Annotated in this window: 17 protein-coding genes and 2 riboswitches; of the genes, 11 read left to right on the forward strand and 6 right to left on the reverse strand. The window is 72.5% G+C overall.

The window, feature by feature from the left end:
* Positions 1-22 precede the first annotated feature (22 nt).
* Positions 23-658 carry a TetR family transcriptional regulator gene (locus tag ABZ464_RS48590; RefSeq protein ID WP_359288743.1) on the reverse strand — a complete coding sequence of 212 codons (636 nt, stop codon included), beginning with the start codon at positions 656-658 and terminating at the stop codon, positions 23-25.
* Positions 659-865: 207 nt separating this feature from the next.
* On the opposite strand from ABZ464_RS48590, the gene ABZ464_RS48595 reads away from it, so the two are divergent.
* Both ABZ464_RS48595 and katG read left to right on the forward strand, forming a co-directional pair.
* Complete coding sequence (locus tag ABZ464_RS48595; protein ID WP_359288745.1) at positions 866-1,303, forward strand: Fur family transcriptional regulator; 438 nt, start codon at positions 866-868, stop codon at positions 1,301-1,303.
* A gap of 26 nt (positions 1,304-1,329) precedes the next feature.
* Complete coding sequence (katG, locus tag ABZ464_RS48600; RefSeq protein ID WP_359288747.1) at positions 1,330-3,516, forward strand: catalase/peroxidase HPI; 2,187 nt, start codon at positions 1,330-1,332, stop codon at positions 3,514-3,516.
* A 60-nt stretch (positions 3,517-3,576) separates the two neighbouring features.
* Here the strand turns inward: katG and ABZ464_RS48605 are convergent, their stop codons facing one another.
* Positions 3,577-4,026: a molybdopterin-dependent oxidoreductase gene (locus tag ABZ464_RS48605; RefSeq protein WP_359288749.1), complete on the reverse strand. Its 450-nt coding sequence runs from the start codon at positions 4,024-4,026 to the stop codon at positions 3,577-3,579.
* Between the two features lie 192 nt (positions 4,027-4,218).
* Positions 4,219-4,366, forward strand: a riboswitch (cobalamin riboswitch).
* 85 nt (positions 4,367-4,451) lie between these two features.
* Between ABZ464_RS48605 and ABZ464_RS48610 the strand changes: the two genes are divergently transcribed.
* Genes ABZ464_RS48610 through ABZ464_RS48625 form a run of 4 tightly spaced genes read left to right on the forward strand, consistent with a single transcriptional unit; the run spans position 4,452 to position 8,032 of the window.
* Entirely contained in the window at positions 4,452-5,513 is a 1,062-nt protein-coding gene (locus tag ABZ464_RS48610) for an ABC transporter substrate-binding protein (RefSeq protein ID WP_359288751.1), read from the forward strand.
* A gap of 38 nt (positions 5,514-5,551) precedes the next feature.
* Positions 5,552-6,565: an iron chelate uptake ABC transporter family permease subunit gene (locus tag ABZ464_RS48615; protein WP_359288773.1), complete on the forward strand. Its 1,014-nt coding sequence runs from the start codon at positions 5,552-5,554 to the stop codon at positions 6,563-6,565.
* Between the two features lie 28 nt (positions 6,566-6,593).
* A complete protein-coding gene (locus ABZ464_RS48620) occupies positions 6,594-7,457 on the forward strand; it encodes an ABC transporter ATP-binding protein (RefSeq protein WP_359288753.1) in 864 nt (287 codons plus the stop codon).
* The gene (locus ABZ464_RS48625) at positions 7,454-8,032 is read left to right on the forward strand and encodes a histidine phosphatase family protein (RefSeq protein ID WP_359288755.1); all 579 of its coding nucleotides are present in this window, start codon (positions 7,454-7,456) and stop codon (positions 8,030-8,032) included. The genes ABZ464_RS48620 and ABZ464_RS48625 overlap by 4 nt, the downstream gene beginning before the upstream one ends.
* 47 nt (positions 8,033-8,079) lie before the next feature.
* Here ABZ464_RS48625 and ABZ464_RS48630 read toward each other — a convergent pair whose 3' ends face one another.
* The 4 genes from ABZ464_RS48630 to ABZ464_RS48645 all read right to left on the reverse strand — a co-directional run bounded on the left by ABZ464_RS48630 (position 8,080) and on the right by ABZ464_RS48645 (position 12,607).
* Positions 8,080-8,838: a CbtA family protein gene (locus ABZ464_RS48630; protein ID WP_359288757.1), complete on the reverse strand. Its 759-nt coding sequence runs from the start codon at positions 8,836-8,838 to the stop codon at positions 8,080-8,082.
* Between the two features lie 19 nt (positions 8,839-8,857).
* A complete protein-coding gene (locus ABZ464_RS48635; protein ID WP_055632059.1) occupies positions 8,858-9,079 on the reverse strand; it encodes a CbtB-domain containing protein in 222 nt (73 codons plus the stop codon).
* Between the two features lie 61 nt (positions 9,080-9,140).
* A riboswitch (cobalamin riboswitch) is annotated at positions 9,141-9,221 on the reverse strand.
* 165 nt (positions 9,222-9,386) lie between these two features.
* Positions 9,387-10,418, reverse strand: coding sequence for a LacI family DNA-binding transcriptional regulator (locus ABZ464_RS48640; protein WP_359288759.1), 1,032 nt, complete (start codon positions 10,416-10,418; stop codon positions 9,387-9,389).
* The gene (locus ABZ464_RS48645; protein WP_359288761.1) at positions 10,415-12,607 is read right to left on the reverse strand and encodes an RICIN domain-containing protein; all 2,193 of its coding nucleotides are present in this window, start codon (positions 12,605-12,607) and stop codon (positions 10,415-10,417) included. Before ABZ464_RS48645 ends, ABZ464_RS48640 begins: the two co-directional genes overlap by 4 nt.
* A gap of 318 nt (positions 12,608-12,925) precedes the next feature.
* Between ABZ464_RS48645 and ABZ464_RS48650 the strand changes: the two genes are divergently transcribed.
* The 5 genes from ABZ464_RS48650 to ABZ464_RS48670 all read left to right on the forward strand — a co-directional run.
* Positions 12,926-13,129, forward strand: a complete 204-nt coding sequence (locus ABZ464_RS48650; RefSeq protein ID WP_359288763.1) for a hypothetical protein — start codon at positions 12,926-12,928, stop codon at positions 13,127-13,129.
* A 28-nt stretch (positions 13,130-13,157) separates the two neighbouring features.
* A complete protein-coding gene (locus tag ABZ464_RS48655) occupies positions 13,158-13,955 on the forward strand; it encodes a thioesterase family protein (RefSeq protein ID WP_359288765.1) in 798 nt (265 codons plus the stop codon).
* A gap of 199 nt (positions 13,956-14,154) precedes the next feature.
* A complete protein-coding gene (locus ABZ464_RS48660) occupies positions 14,155-15,123 on the forward strand; it encodes an alpha/beta hydrolase (RefSeq protein ID WP_359288767.1) in 969 nt (322 codons plus the stop codon).
* Between the two features lie 22 nt (positions 15,124-15,145).
* Positions 15,146-16,153: a helix-turn-helix domain-containing protein gene (locus ABZ464_RS48665; protein ID WP_359288769.1), complete on the forward strand. Its 1,008-nt coding sequence runs from the start codon at positions 15,146-15,148 to the stop codon at positions 16,151-16,153.
* Between the two features lie 51 nt (positions 16,154-16,204).
* A partial coding sequence (locus tag ABZ464_RS48670; protein WP_359288771.1) for an acetyl-coenzyme A synthetase N-terminal domain-containing protein occupies positions 16,205-16,441 on the forward strand: 237 nt, incomplete at its 3' end.

Here is a 16,441-nt window from a genome sequence, read left to right on the forward strand (position 1 = left end):
TGCGTACGCCCCGCGCGCGGCGCTACTCCACGACCGTCGTATCCGGCGTGACCGCCTCGACCACCTCGATCGCCCGCTCCTCCGGCACCCCGGCCGCGATGAGCGTGACGACGGCGGTCCGGGTGCCGTCGTCCTCCAGTGCTCCGGTGTTGACCTGCTCCAGCAGGGCCCAGTGCATGGCCTCCAGACCCGCGCTCAGCACGGCGGGCGGCAGCTGGCCGTGGAAGACGCCGTCGCGCCGGCCGCGCTCCAGGATGGAGGTGACCTCGGCACGGGCGGGCGCCAGGATCTCGGCGACGCGCTCCACGCCCAGATCGCGCCGGGCGAGCGCGAGCAGCAGCCGGTAGCGGTCGCCGACGGGCCAGATGCAGCGCACGAAGTGCGCGAGCGCCCGCTCGGCCGGCTCCTCGGGCCGGCTCGCGGTCTCCAGCACCTTGCACAGCGTCTCGGACGCCTCCTCGGCGAGCGCCTCCAGCAGCGCGGCCCGCCCGGGGAAGTGCCCAAAGAGCGTGCGTCGTACGACACCGGAGGCGCGCGCCAGCTCCTCCAGGGTGACGTCCGGGTTGTGGCCGAGCTCACGGCGGGCCGTCTCGAGGATCCGTGCCCGGTTGGACCGCGAGTTCCGGCGCTGCGGCTCGCGGGCCACGGGCTTGGTCACGGTGGAACCTCGTGCTCGGCGGGACTACGGGACATCCATTCTGGCACGGTCCTCACCAAACTCACCGGCCCCGCCCGGCCCATGGGAACCCGTCACCGACCCTTCCGCACGCCACCATAGCGGGACGAAACGGTCCTCACGCGACACGCCAAACTTGTCGGCATCGCTTTCTTGAACTATTCGTGTTTAGCCCAGTAGGTTGTCCCCATGACCACGCCCCAGCCCCGAACCGTCGCCGATGAGCTGCGCGGTGCCGGCCTGCGGGTGACGGCCGCCCGCGTCGCGCTGCTGGAGACCGTCCGCAGCGGCGACCACCTCGACGTCGACGCGATCGCGTCCGGAGTGCGCGACCGCGTCGGCCACATCTCCGTCCAGGCCGTGTACGAGGCGCTGCACGCGCTGACCGCGGCCGGACTCGTCCGCCGTATCGAGCCGCCGGGCAGCCCCGCGCGGTTCGAGGGACGCGTCGGGGACAACCACCACCACCTCGTGTGCCGCTCGTGCGGCGTCGTCGCCGACGTCGACTGCGCGGTCGGTCACGCCCCCTGTCTCACCGCGTCCGACGACCAGGGCTTCGCGATCGACGAGGCCGAGGTCATCTACTGGGGCCTGTGCCCCACCTGTTCCACCGCCGGAACACCGTGAATTCCCCCGTTCGGAAGGAACCCCCTATGTCCGAAAACCCCTCGTCCGAGGCGAAGTGCCCCGTCGCTCACGACCGCGCGGCACACCCCACCCAGGGCGGCGGCAACCGCCAGTGGTGGCCGGAGCGCCTCAACCTGAAGATCCTCGCCAAGAACCCGGCGGTGGCGAACCCCCTCGGTGAGGACTTCGACTACGCGGAGGCGTTCAAGAACCTCGACCTGGCGGCCGTCAAACAGGACATCGCCGCGGTGCTGACCGACTCGCAGGACTGGTGGCCCGCCGACTTCGGCAACTACGGCCCGCTGATGGTCCGTATGGCCTGGCACAGCGCGGGCACCTACCGCATCTCCGACGGCCGCGGCGGCGCCGGCGCCGGCCAGCAGCGCTTCGCGCCCCTGAACAGCTGGCCGGACAACGGCAACCTGGACAAGGCCCGCCGTCTGCTGTGGCCGGTGAAGAAGAAGTACGGCCAGGCGCTGTCCTGGGCCGACCTGATGATCCTCACCGGCAACGTGGCCCTGGAGCAGATGGGCTTCGAGACCTTCGGCTTCGGCGGCGGCCGCGCCGACGTCTGGGAGGCCGAGGAGGACGTCTACTGGGGTCCCGAGAAGGTCTGGCTGGACGACCAGCGCTACACCGGCGACCGCAACCTGGAGAACCCGCTCGGCGCCGTCCAGATGGGTCTCATCTACGTCAACCCCGAGGGCCCCAACGGCAACCCGGACCCGATCGCCGCGGCCCGCGACATCCGTGAGACGTTCCGCCGCATGGCGATGAACGACGAGGAGACCGTCGCCCTCATCGCCGGTGGCCACACCTTCGGCAAGACCCACGGCGCCGGCCCGGCGGACAACGTGGGCGCCGAGCCCGAGGCCGCCCCGATCGAGGCGCAGGGCCTCGGCTGGGCCAGCACCTACGGCTCCGGCAAGGGCGGCGACGCCATCACCTCCGGCCTGGAGGTCACCTGGACCGCCACGCCGACCCAGTGGGGCAACGGGTTCTTCAAGAACCTGTTCGAGTACGAGTGGGAGCTGACCGAGTCCCCGGCCGGCGCCAAGCAGTGGGTCGCCAAGGACGCCGAGGCGATCATCCCCGACGCGCACGACGCGTCGAAGAAGCAGCTGCCGACCATGCTCACCACCGACCTGTCGCTGCGCTTCGACCCGGTCTACGAGCAGATCTCGCGCCGCTTCTACGAGAACCCGGCCGAGTTCGCCGACGCGTTCGCCCGCGCCTGGTTCAAGCTGACCCACCGTGACATGGGCCCGAAGTCGCTGTACCTCGGCGCGGAGGTCCCGGCGGAGACCCTGATCTGGCAGGACCCGCTGCCGGCGGCCGAGGGCGAGGCCATCGACGCGGCCGACGTCACGGCCCTCAAGGCCAAGCTGCTCGCCTCCGGTCTGACCGTCTCCCAGCTGGTGTCCACCGCCTGGGCGTCGGCCTCCACCTTCCGCGGCAGCGACAAGCGCGGCGGTGCCAACGGCGCCCGCATCCGCCTGGAGCCGCAGCGCGGCTGGGAGGCCAACAACCCCGACGACCTGCGTCACGTCCTCAGCGTCATCGAGGGCGTCCAGGCCGAGTTCAACACCGGCGCCAAGAAGGTCTCCGTGGCCGACCTGATCGTCCTCGGCGGTGCCGCCGCGATCGAGAAGGCCGCCAAGGACGCCGGCTTCGACGTGGAGGTCCCCTTCACGCCGGGCCGTGTCGACGCGACCGACGAGCACACGGACGCCGAGTCGTTCGCCGCGCTGGAGCCGTACTGGGACGGCTTCCGCAACTACACCGGCAAGGGCACCCGCCTGCCGGCCGAGTACCTGCTGCTCGACAAGGCGAACCTGCTCACCCTGAGCGCCCCCGAGATGACGGTCCTGGTCGGCGGTCTGCGCGTCCTGGGCGCCAACACCGGCGGCTCCAAGCACGGTGTGTTCACCGACGCCCCGGGCGTCCTGACCAACGACTTCTTCGTCAACCTGCTCGAGCTGGGCACGACGTGGAAGTCCACCTCGGAGGACCAGCACACCTTCGAGGGCCGCGACGACGCGGGCAACCTGAAGTGGACCGGCACCCGTGCCGACCTGGTCTTCGGCTCCAACTCCGAGCTGCGCGCCCTCGCCGAGGTCTACGCGAGCGACGACGCGAAGGAGAAGTTCGTGAAGGACTTCGTCGCGGCCTGGGCCAAGGTCTCGGACCTGGACCGGTTCGACCTGGTCTGATCCCGAACCGTCCCTGAAGTGAGAGAGGGCGCCCGGGCTTGTCCCGGGCGCCCTTCGCGTTCAGCTCCAGGGGGTGTAGCCGCCGTCCACGCGGATGGTGTCGATGCCGCTGATGTGCCGGGCGCCGCAGCGGTCCTGGGGCAGGACCAGTTGGGGGCCGACCCCGTCGAGCGGGGTGTCGTCGATGGTGGTGGCGAGCAGCACGGCGGCGTTGCCGAAGTCGGGGTCGATCTCCGCCCAGGACAGCACGGCCTGATGCCCGTCCGCCCCGTGCACGGCGATCAGGAACCGCAGCCGGTCCTTGCGCCGGGCGGGGTCGAAGCCGGGCCGGGCCGCCGACAGCACGTCGTGCAGGAGCGGGCCGGTGAACCGGTGGTGCTGGACGCCGCTGGTGGCGCACTCGAAGCTGACCGCCGCCCGTCGCTGGGGCCAGGCCAGCAGATCGGCCACGGTGAGCCGGGCCGGCCGGGCCAGATCTCCGGCGAGCACGAGTTCCGTCCCCTGACGCACGGGCCACCACCTCCCGGGTGACCGTACCCGGGAGGGGCGGGCCGGCAAACGCAGATACCATCCACACACTTCGCCGCAAGCCGCTTGTGCCATGCCCAAGGGGATCCGACGCTTGCATCTGCCGCCGTTCGTCGGCGTGGGGGTGCCCGTCGGGCCTGTGGTAGCTTGCCGAAGCCAGTCGTACCCAAGTGCGTACCTGTACGCGGACGGGTCAGGGAATCCGGTGCGAATCCGGAGCTGACGCGCAGCGGTGAGGGCGACGGGCGGGGCAACGGCCACTGGACGGCGAAGCGGTCCGGGAAGGCGTCCCGTCCGGGTGACCCCGAGTCCGAAGACCTGCTGGCGGCCTCCGGCGGCACAGACGCCGGGGGAGCAACCGCACGACCGGGCTTCGCGCATGAGCCCTCGACGCCGAAGGATGTTCCGTGCCGCTCGCACGCCCCGTCCGTCCCGCCGCCCCGCTGTTCCTGGCCGGTGCCCTGCTGTTGACCGGGTGTGCCGGTTCGGCCGACGACCCGGGTGCGGCCGGCTCCTCCGGTTCCGCCGCCGGGAGCGCGGCCGCCGGATATCCCGTCACCCTCGACAACTGCGGGCGGAAGGTGCGCGTGGACGGCCCTCCGCGGCGGGCCGTCTCCCTCAACCAGGGCACCACCGAGATCATGCTCTCCCTCGGGCTCGCCGACCGGATGGCCGGCACCGCCACCTGGACCGACCCGGTGGCCAAGGGCCTGGAGAAGGCCGCGGCGAAGGTGGAGCGGCTGGCCGACGACGCCCCCGCCTTCGAGAAGGTGCTGGACGCCGAACCCGACTTCGTCGCCGCCTCCTTCGCCTCCACCCTCGGCACGGGCGGGGTGGCCACACGCGAGCAGTTCGAGAAGCTCGGCGTCCCCACGTACCTCTCCCCCGCCGACTGCGTCGGCAAGGACAACAGCGGCGACGGCGACGGCTCGCGCACCGAGCCGCTCACCATGGACGCGGTCTACGGCGAAGTCACCGATCTGGCGCGGGTCTTCGGCGTCGAGGAGCGGGGCCGCGCGCTCGTCGCCGAGCTGAAGGGGCGGCTGGACAGGGCCACGTCGGGCCTCGACGCCCGGGACGTGAGCGTCCTGTACTGGTTCGCCAACGCGCAGTCCCCCTACCTGGCCGGCTGCTGCGGCGCGCCCGGCGTGATCACCCGCGAGGCCGGGGTGGAGAACGCCTTCGACGACACCCACGAGGAGTGGCCCCAGGTCGGCTGGGAGACCGTCGCCGACCGCGACCCCGACGTCCTCGTCATCGGCGATCTGACGCGCAGGCAGCAGACCGCCGAGACGGCGGCGAGGAAGATCGCGTTCCTGGAGTCCGATCCGGTCACCAGGAACATGACCGCCGTGCGGAAGAAGCGGTACGTGCTGCTGTCCGGGCAGGCCATGAACCCCACGATCCGGACCGTGGAAGGCGTGGAGAAGGTGGCGGCGGCGCTGCGCGCGTACGGCCTCGCGGGGTGAGCGAGGTCCCGACGGCCGCGGTCGCGGCGGCGGTCCCGGTGGCGCTGCGGCGCGCGCTGCTGTGGGCGGCCGGGCTCGCGCTGCTGTGCGGCTCCGTCGCGGTGGCGATCACCATCGGCCCGGCGGACATCGCCGTCGGTGACGTATGGGCCACGGTGGCGGCCCATCTCGGCTGGGGCCAGGGGCGGTTGTCGCCGATCAGGGACGGGATCGTGTGGAATCTGCGGCTGCCGCGCACCCTGCTGGCGGCGGTGTGCGGGGCCGGGCTGGCCGTGTGCGGGGCGGTGATGCAGTCGCTGTTGCGCAACCCGCTCGCCGACCCCTTCGTCCTGGGCGTCTCCTCGGGCGCCTCGACCGGTGCGGTCGTGGTCGTGGTGCTCGGCGCGGGCGGTGGGGCCGTGTCGGTGTCGGGCGGCGCGTTCGTGGGCGCGGTGGTGTCGTTCGCGCTGGTGCTGCTGCTCAGTCACACTCTCGGGGGCACCACGGACCGGGTGGTGCTCGCCGGGGTCGCCGCGATGCAGTTGTTCTCGGCGCTGACCTCGTTCGTGGTGATGACGGCGGCCGACGCGGAGACCACGCGCGGGGTGCTGTTCTGGCTGCTCGGCTCGCTCGGCGGGGCCGACTGGACGGATGTGGGCCTGTGTCTGGCGGTGCTGGCGGCGGCGCTGCCGGTGTGTCTGGGGTACGCCCGCGCGCTGGACGCGTTCGCGTTCGGGCAGGACGCGGCCGCCGCGCTGGGGGTGCATGTGGCCCGTACCCGGCTGGTGCTGCTGTGCGTCACGGCCCTGCTGACGGCGGTGCTGGTCGGCTCGGCGGGGGCGATCGGCTTCGTCGGGCTGGTGCTGCCGCACGCGGCCCGCGCGCTGACCGGCCCCGGGCACACCCGGCTGCTGCCGGCGACCGCGCTGGCCGGGGCGGTGTTCCTGGTCTGGGTCGACACGCTGGCCCGTACGCTGCTGGACCCGCAGGAGGTGCCGGTGGGTGTGATGACCTCGCTGATCGGCGTCCCGGCGTTCGTGCTGATCCTCTACCGGGGCGGGGACACCCGGTGAACGGCTTCCCGCACGCCGGGGGCCCGCGATGACCGACCTCGCCGCCCCCACCGACGCCGCGCCCGCCCCCTCCGCCGGCCTGCGTGCCGACCGGGTGAGCCGGGCGGCCGACGGCACCCTGATCCTGGACGGGGTCAGCCTCGCCCCGCGTCCCGGGACCGTGACCGGACTGCTCGGCCCGAACGGCTCCGGGAAGTCGACGCTGCTGCGGCTGCTCGCCGGTGTCCTCGCCCCGGCCTCCGGATCGGTCACGCTCGACGGGCGCCCGCTGGAGCGGGTGGGGCGCCGTGCCGTCGCCCGGCGGGTGGCCGTGGTCGAGCAGCAGGCGGACACCCAGGTGGCGTTGACGGTCCTCGACGTCGTACGCCTCGGCCGGGTCCCGCACCGGCGGGCCTGGGCGCCCGCCTCCGCCGCGGACGAGGAGGCCGTCCGTTCCGCGCTGGCCCGCACCGGTCTGGCCGACAAGGCCGCACGCCCCTGGCGGACCCTGTCCGGCGGGGAGCGCCAGCGCGTCCAGATCGCCCGCGCCCTCGCCCAGCAGCCCCGGGAACTGCTGCTGGACGAGCCCACCAACCACCTCGACATCCAGCATCAGCTCGCCCTGCTGGACCTCATCACCGAACTCCGGCTCACCAGCGTGGTGGCCCTGCACGACCTCAACCTGGCCGCGATGTACTGCGACCGGGTCCTCGTGCTCCGGCAGGGCCGCGTGGTGGCGGGCGGCCCGCCGGACGAGGTCCTCACCGAGGAACGGATCGCCGACGTGTACGGCGTACGCGCCGCCGTCACCCGGGGCTCCCCCGGGGACCGCCCGCACATACGCTTCCTGGGCACGCTCCCCGCTCCAGGAGAAACCGGAGGAACCGGAGGAACCGGAGGAACCGTCATATGACCAGTCGTGTCAGCTTCGTCTCGCCCGCGATGAACGACTCCCTGCGCCGGGCCCGCTTCGACGACGGGGGCCCGATCGACGCGGGCGGGGCGGCACGGGCGCGGGCCGCCGCCGGGTCGCTGCCCTCCGCGGTACGGGTCCTGGTCTCCCCGAGTGTGCGCTGCCGGGAGACGGCGGTCGCCCTCGGTCTCGACGGGATCGAGGAGGCGGAACTGGCGGGGCTGGACGTGGGGCGCTGGCGGGGCCTGACCCTAGCGGAGGTCGGCGCCGCCGAGCCGCAGGAGGTGGGCCGCTGGCTCGCCGATCCCGACGCGGCACCGCACGGCGGGGAGTCGGTGGCGGACCTGTGCGCCCGGGTGGGCCGCTGGCTGCGGCGGGCGTCGGAGACGGACGGTCGTACGGTCGCGGTGGTCGAGCCGGAGATCGTACGGGCCGTGGTGACGGTGGTGCTGGGGGCGCCGACGGCGGCCTTCTGGCGGCTCGACGTGCCTGCGCTGAGCGTCACCTCGGTCAGCGGGCGGGACGGCCGGTGGAACGTGCGGCTCGGGCAGCCGCTGGACCCGGCCGACGTATGACAGGGCCCCCGGACGGATCCGGGGGCCCTGTCGTCATACGGGTCGGCTCACTGCGGAACGGTCACCGTCGCCCTGGCCGGCGCCTGCGCGGGCTTCGGGTTCAGGAGGCGTTCGGCCAGTTCGCCGAAGACGAGGCCGAAGCCCGTCCACAGCGTGATCTGCAGGGCGAGGGTGGAGAGGCGGAACCGCCACAGCAGGGTGGCCGGGAAGTCCGCCGGGACTTCGTTGATCGCGGGCAGGAACGCGTACGCCAGCCCGATCAGGGTGACGAAGCCGAGGACGGCGACGACGGTGGCGTACCAGGTGCCGAGCCTCGGCGCGAGCCGCTTGCCGGCGATCACCGCGGCGATCGCGAGGAGCACGCCGAGCAGCATCATCAGGAAGAACAGGGTGGTGCGCTTGGCGATGGTGTCGTGGTCGCCGACGGCGGGCGGGTTGGCCGGGTACTTCAGGAACGGCACGACGTACACGGCCAGCAGCGCGGCCCCCGACAGCAGCAGCGCCGTGGCCCGCGGGCCGAAGCGGCCGATCCGGCCGAGGGCGAAGCAGTAGGCGAGGGCGGCGATGCCGCCGAAGGCGACCCCGTAGACCAGGACGCCGGTGGCGAGACCGGCGGTGGACTGCAGGGAACGGGAGACGAGTTCGACCTCGTGCTCGTGGGCGGGGGCGTGGGACTCCTCGAAGCCGATGGCGCTGTCGACATTCGGCTCGCCGAGGAAGTAGGCGACGACGAGGGCGAGCACGCCGGCCGCGAGGCCGGCGAGCATGCCCCGCACCAGTAGGTTTCGCACGGTTGCGGAGTTCATGGCGGTGCGGCGTCCCTCGTCAGTGGCAGGGGAAGCCGAGCAGGTGGCGGGCGTCGTGCACCCACTCGTGGACTCCCTCGCCTGAGACGACGGAGGTGGCGCCCTGCTCGGCGCCGACGAAGTACAGCAGGACCAGCATGAGGATGCCGAAGAAGACCGCCCAGGGGGCGATGTCCTTGAGCGGGAGCTTTGCGGGAACGGCAGGTGCGGCGGTGGTCGGCTGGGCGACGTGCTGCGCCATGGCAGGGCCTCCTCTGGGAGTTCGCGTCCCATCTCGGTGGTGCACAGGACGACGGCCCCGGGTCTGACTCGCGGCCCGCTCCCCGGAGAAGGGAGCACACCGTTCACAGTGGCGCGACCGTGCCGGACTTCCACCGGCTTCCGTGTTTCCGTCGTCGATATCAGAGTGAAGGTACCCTGCCCCGCCGAACTGGCCAATACCGCACGGTCCTACGTGATCCTGCTCTCCTCGCTCCGGACGGTCCGTCCCGGACTCCCGGAAGAGTTTCCGGCCGTCGTACGGCACCACGACGTGCCGGTGACGGTCGTCAGGGGCTGCGGGGTGCGGCCGTCGAGGTCCGCAGTACCAGTTCCGTCGCCAGTTCGATGCGCGGGGAGGCGGGCGGGCGGCCCTCGGCCGTCTGCAGCAGGACCCGGGTCGCCTCGCGGCCCAGTTCCTCGAACGGCTGGCGCACCGCGCTCAGCGGCGGGCAGGCCATGGCCGCCACCAGGGTGTCGTCGAAGGACATCACCGCGAGGTCGTCCGGTACGCGCAGTCCGTGCTGCCGGGCCGCCTCCAGCACGCCCAGCGCCTGTGCGTCGCTGGCGGCGAACACGGCCGTCGGCGGCCGCTCGGTGCGCAGGATGTGCAGGGTGGCGGTGAGCGCCTCGTCGTAGTCGAAGTCGGTGGAGCGCACGAGGGCCGGGTCGTAGCCGATGCCGGCCTCCTCCAGCGCGGCGCGGTAGCCGTGCAGACGCGCGGATCCGGCCAGCGAGTGGGAGCGCCCGGCGACCATGCCGATCCGGGTGTGGCCGAGGCCGATCAGATGCTGCACGGCCTCCCTGGCGCCGCTCCAGTTCGTGACCCCGATGCTGGGGATGTCCGAGGACGGGGCGCTGAGCGGGTCCACCAGCACCACCGGCAGCCGCTGCTCGACTATGCGCCGCTGGTCCTCCTCGGCCAGCATCGAGATCACGATGACCAGTCCGGCGGCGCCGAGCGCCACGCATTCTTCGAGCCACTGGGAGATCGACCGGCGGCCGGTGGTCCCGGTCACCACGTCGATGCCGAGTTCACCGGCCGCCTCCACGATCCCGCGGACGACCTCCAGCGTGTAGGGACCGGAGAGGTCGCGGAACACGGCGACGATCTGCCGTGGCGCCGCGGCCTCCCGGTCCCAGGGGCGGACATAGCCGTGCCGGTCCAGCAGTTCCTCGACCCGGGTGCGGGTCGAGGCGCCCACGTCGCGGCGCCGGTGCACCACTTTGGACACGGTGCTGAGCGAGAGGCCCAATTCCTGGGCGATGTTCGTCAGCAGCCCGTACTGCGCGTCCAGCCGGCCCTTGTCCGAGATGGTCACGGTGTCTGTCGGCTCCACTTCTGGGTGGCGTTGCCGAGCGGCGTCCACAGCTGGACCGGGGATCCGTTGGCGGTGCCCCAGCCGGTGACGTCCACGGCGAGACCATTGGAGCGGTTGACGACCGTTCCGTCCAGACGGAACGACCACTTCTGGCTGGACCTGCCGTTGCAGGCCCACAGGATCAGCTTCGTGCCGGCGGTGGTGCCGTCCGCGTTCGCCGCCAGGCACTTCCCGGAGATCCGCAGCTCACCGGCGGTGGTCCGGGTGATCGTCTGGTTGGCGTTGCCGGAGCAGGTGTAGATCTGCACCTGGACGCCGGTCTGGCCGTTCGGCACGTCCAGGCATTTGCCGGAGTTGGCGCCCTTCAGCGTGAAGGAGGCGTCCGTGGGCAGCGGGTCCTGGACGAGCTGCCAGTCCTGGGAGCCGTCGTCGGTCGAGGAGGCCAGGGTGACCGCGCCGCCGGCGGTCGCGCCGGTCAGGTAGAGGGAGGTGTTCTTGGTGGAGCGGAGCTTGTAGTAGCCGCTGGTCGAGGAGGCCACGAGGGTCCAGCGCTTGTCGGTGGCGTCGTCGTCGACCCACTGGGCGAGCTTCTGCCCGGCCGTGGCGGCGCCGGTCCAGACGGCCACCGCCCGGCCGCCCGCCTTGTTCAGGAGGGTGACGTCCGAGCCCTTGCTCTGGGTGTGCCAGCGCTGGCTGTCGTCCGCGGAGTTCACGGCGGCCGTGACGAGGTCGGGCACGTTCCCGGTGAGGTTCGCGTCCTGCGTCTTGCCACTCGCGGGGGTGAGGGCCTGGCCGGTGAGGCGGTTGACCAGGGTGGAGTAGGCGCCGTCGGAGCGGCCGAGGTCGACCTCGGCGTACTTCACGGGTCCGACGCTGCCGCCGCTCCAGGAGGCCTGGAGGATCAGGACGCGCCCGGTGCCGTCGACGTACTGGAGGTTGCGGCTGTACCCGGCGGCGATCGGCGTCTGGTACTGCTTCCAGGCGCCGGTGCTCGTGCCGGACTCGTTCACCCAGACGCTGCCGCTGCCGGACGCGTTGTAGACGATCCGCCCGTCGGGCATCGGGAGGAGGACCGGGCTGCCGCCGGTGGAGAGCGTGGTGCCGCCCGAGGGCACGGGCAGCGAGGTGATCGCCGCGTCGGTGGCCGAGAAGAACGTCAGCGGGTCGTCGCCGAGGCGGTAGCGGACGTTCGTGCCGCCGCCCCAGTACTCGTACGTCATGAGCCACTTGCCGTCGGTGGTCGGGGCGATCGTCGTCATGCCCGGTCTGCCGCCGCCGATCTCCGTCTTGCCGCCGCCCATCGACACCGTGGAGCCGGGGACGTCGACGACCGGGTCGCTCCAGGCCGTGCCGGTGCCGTCCCAGGTGCGGTGGACGAGGATCTGGCCTCCGGAGTCGGTCGCCGTGTCGTTGTCCGGGTCGAGGACCGGGACGCCGGTGGCGGTGTCGTAGCCGGTGTAGTCGTTCTCGTCCGAGTAGTAGGCGATCAGCTTGCCGCCCCGGGCGTACAGATGGGGTTCCCAGACGGGGTCGACCTGGGCGTGGGTGTTGGCGGAGGAGACCCGGCCGACGGCCCCGGCGCTGCCGCCCTGCCAGCCGCCGGCGGCGATGATGTTCTCGAAGCTCCAGGTCGCCCCGTCGTCCGTGCTGGCGTACAGGGCGAGGGCGACGTCCTTGCGGTCGCCGTCGCCGGAGGGCGTCCAGCTCGCATTCGCCGCCTTCTGCTCCTTGTAGTAGTAGTCGTCCCCGGAGACCACGCTCGCCAGCAGCAGGGTGCCCTCGGCGAGGTTTCCGACCTTCTGCGGGAGGACGTAGAGATAGGGGTTGGTCCAGTTGCTCGTGTACTTCGCGTACTGCGTGTCACCGGACAGATAGGCGGGTGCCTTGACGTCGGCGAGTTTCGCCCAGGTGGTGCCGTCGTCGTCGCTCTTGTAGACCGGCATGGTCTGCCCCACCGGAGCGCTCTCGCTGTCCTCGAAGGTCGCCACGATCCGCCCGTCGGGCAGTTGGGCGGACTTCGGATAGAGCACACAGGGGTTCTTGTTGCAGGCGGCGGGATTCGCCGCGACGTACAGGTTGGCGGTGCTCGGCTGATAGGCCGACGCGTTCGAGGCGGTGGCGATGGCGAATGCCAGGCCGATGGTGGTGGCCGTCGCTGCCGCGAGGGCCTTTCTCGCCCATGTGTCCATGAATACCGAAACCCTTTCGCACCCCGCTGCTCAGGGAATACGAATGCGGCTCATTACGTGTCCCGAGGCGGGTGGAGTCAGTATTGGGACGCGGTACGGCCGTGTCACCAGCCGCTTTCCGAAAGAGTTTCGCAAGCGGATGGACACAGGGAGTTGACGCCGGCACCTCGAAGGAGCGGCCCACGGAGGCGGGGTCGATCAGCGCCCGGGCAATAATTGCTCTGCCGATCGCGTATACGCCGAGAATATTGCCCGGCGGAGGTCGCGCCGGGCAATATTCGCAACCATGTGCCGCGGCTTCTGCGGGACCATGGATCCGTGCCCCGCGACGTCCTCACCCCCGCCCCCGCACCGCCTCCGGTCCCCCGCCGGACAGAGGTGACCCGGGGCGTCCGCGGCTCCTTCGGCATCCTGGCCGTCCTCGCCGTGACCGTCGCCGTCCATCCGGCCCTCGGGCGCCGCACGATCCTCGGTGTCGGCGCCGGGACGGCCGTGTACCTCGTCCTGCTCAACACGCTCTGATCCGTCGACCCGCCTGGAGAACCGCCCGTTGAACACCGACAGCTACTTCGAGTCCGTCGACGACCACCGCTACAAGCCGACACCGCACGTGGGCGGGGCCTGGGACACGGAGGAGCAGCACTTCAGTCCGCTGGGCGGACTCGTCGTCCACGCGCTCGACCGGCACCGGGCCGCCGGACCGGACGACGGTCTGCTCCTGTCCCGGATCAGCTACGACATCCTGGGGCGCCTGGCCCTCGACGAGTGCGAGATCCGGGTGGAGACCGTCCGGCCGGGGCGCACCATCGCGCTCCTCGAAGCGGTGGTGCGCATCGCCGGGCGGCCGGTCGTCCGGGCCCGCGCCTGGTACCTGGCCGGCTTCGACACCGGCGCGGTCGCGGGCACGGGCTCCGCCGACGGCCCGCTCACCCCGCCCGGGGAGCTCGCCTCCTGGCCCATGGCCGAGGTCTGGCCCGGCGGTTACATCGCCTCTCTCGACGTCCGCCCGGTGGCACCGCCGCGGCCGGGCCGTACGACCGCCTGGATCTCCACGCCCCTGGACCTGGTCGCCGGCGTCCCGGTCGGCCCGCTCGCGTCGTACGTCGCGCTGGTCGACACCGCCAACGGGATCGCCGTACGGCAGCCGCCGACCGCGTGGATGTTCCCGAACGTCGACCTGACGATCCACCTGCACCGGCAGCCGCGCGGCCGGTGGACGGGACTGGACACCACGGTCGACTTCGGCCCGTCCGGCCAGGGACTCACGAGCACGGTCCTGCACGACGTCGACGGACCGGTCGGTTCCGCCCAGCAGATCCTCACGGTCCGGCCGCTGCCCGGGGCGTAGGACGGCGGCGGGCCGTCCCCCGTACGGGCGGCCCTCCTGATCCGGCCGCCCCGCCCGCCACCTGGCGGACAACCGTCGCCACATGGCGGCTCCGGCCCCGGACTCCGTGCGCGCAGGATGGGCACAGGAGCCGCGTACGTGGTCGTACGCAAGGAATACGCGTACGTGTCGCACCGTGTACGCGGGGAGGAGACAGTTCATGTCCCTGACGCCACCCCCGTTCGATCCCGAACTGGCCGCCGCGCTCGAGATCCTGCTCGCCCGGCTGCCCGGGTCCTTCGACGCCGAGCGCATCCGCGAGTTGCGGGCGGGCATGGGCGCCGCCACCCCGAGCGACGAGCAGCTGAGCTGCGCGGGGTTCTTCGAGGTCGAGGACCGCCTGGCGCCGGGCCCCGACGGCGGCCCCGACGTCCCGCTGCTGGTGTGCCGCCCCGCGAAGGCCACCGGACCGCGCCCGGTGTTCTACTTCGCGCACGGCGGTGGCATGGTCATCGGCAACAACAGGGTCGGCGTGGAGGTCGTCCTCGACTGGGCGCGGCAGCTCGACGCGGTGGTCGTCTCGGTGGAGTACCGGCTCGCGCCCGAGAACCCGCACCCCGCACCGGTCGAGGACGTCTACGCCGGGCTGGTGTGGGTCGCCGGGCACGCCGCCGAGATCGGCGGAGACCCCGGCCGGATCATCGTGGCGGGCACCAGCGCGGGTGGTGGCCTGGCCGCCGCTTCCGCCCTGCTGGCCCGTGACCGCAAGGGGCCGCAGCTGCTCGGCCAGGTCCTGATGTGCCCCATGCTGGACGACCGCAACGACACCCCCTCCGCCGTCCAGATGACGGGCCTCGGCGTGTGGGACCGGACGGCCAACGAGCAGGGGTGGAGCGCGCTGCTCGGCGAGCGGCGCGGTACGCCCGAGGTCCCCGCCCACGCGGCCCCGGCCCGTGCCGAGGACCTGTCGGGGCTGCCGCCCGCCTTCCTCGACGTCGGCTCCGCCGAGACGTTCCGGGACGAGGTGGTCGCCTACGCCTCCCGGATCTGGCGGTCCGGGGGCGTGGCCGAACTGCATGTGTGGCCCGGCGGTTTCCACGGCTTCGACACCCTGATGCCGCAGGCCGCGCTGTCCCAGGCCGCGTGTGCCGCCCGTCTGACGTGGCTGCGCCGGCTGCTCGGCGAGTGACGTCACCGGGCACCATGAGCAGATGAAAGAGCTGACCGCGCGGCTGAGCGCCGTGGATCCGGACGCCGGCGCCGCCGTCCAGGTCATCGCCTACTTCGACCGGCTCGCCGAGGCCCGGGCCGGCCTGGAGGCGCTGGTGCGCGGCGCCGCCGTGCTCTCCGGCTGTCCGGCGCGGCTCGTCGACGCCGGGCACGCGGTCCGCGTCCGGGTGGAACCGGACGGCACGCGCAGCGACCGCGACGATCCGCCGGACTCCGGGTGGCCCTCTGCGCCCGTGACCCGGGCCGGGGGTGCGGCGCTGTGGCTGGAGCGCGTCGCGGGCGGCGCGGGCGTGGTGGACGCGGTGATCCTGGAGCGGGCCGCCGGAGTCATCCGCGAGGTCCTGGAACGGACGCGCGGGCGGGTCCCCGCCGACGATCCCGCGCTGCTCGAAACGGTGCTCGACGCGGGCGCCGCCGAGCCGGCCCGGCTGCACGCGGCCCGGCAGCTCGGCCTCGCCGACCCCTCGACCCTCGTACGAGCGCTCGCCGCACCGGACGGACAGCCCCGCCTGCTGCCCTGCCGGCCCGGCACACGGCCCGCCGAGGCCGATCTTCCGGCGGGCCGCGTCGGAGTGGGGCCGGCGGTTCCCGTACCGGAGGCGCCCCGTTCCTGGACCGCCGCCCGGACCGCCCTGCGCTTCACCGCCGCCGGCACCGGACAGGACCCGGGAGAACGTGTCGTGCACGCCGACGACCTCGGCTCCATCGCGGCACTCGCCGAGCTCGTCGTACCGGGCGCCGTACCGCTGCCCGACGTACGGGCGCTCGAAGCGGCGACGGCGGACGCGCCCTGGATGCTCATCACCCTGCGGGCGGTGGCCTCGGCGACGAGCCTGCGCGCGGCCGCCGCGGAGATCAACGTCCACCACTCCACCCTGCAGAAACGGATCGCTCACGCCGAAGCGCTGCTGGGCTGGCCGGTCCACACCCCCAAGGGGCGGCTGCGGCTGCACCTGGCGCTGCTCATGCGGCAGTTGGCGCGCGCCTGAGCCCACCCCCGCAACCCTGTGTACGACTCGTCCACCACGAGGAGCCTTTCCATGGACCACGAGAGCCTGGCCAACCTGCTCAAGGAAGAACGCAGGTTCGCGCCGCCCGCCGACCTGGCCGCGAACGTCACGGCGCAGGCGTATGAACAGGCCAAGGCTGACAGGCTCGGCTTCTGGGCCGAGCAGGCCCGCAGGCTGACCTGGGCCACCGAGCCGACCCAGACACTGGACTGGTCGAACCCCCCGTTCGCGACATGGTTCGCCGACGGCGAGCTCAACATCGCCTAC

This window comes from Streptomyces sp. NPDC005820 (assembly GCF_040630255.1).
Taxonomy (GTDB): domain Bacteria; phylum Actinomycetota; class Actinomycetes; order Streptomycetales; family Streptomycetaceae; genus Streptomyces.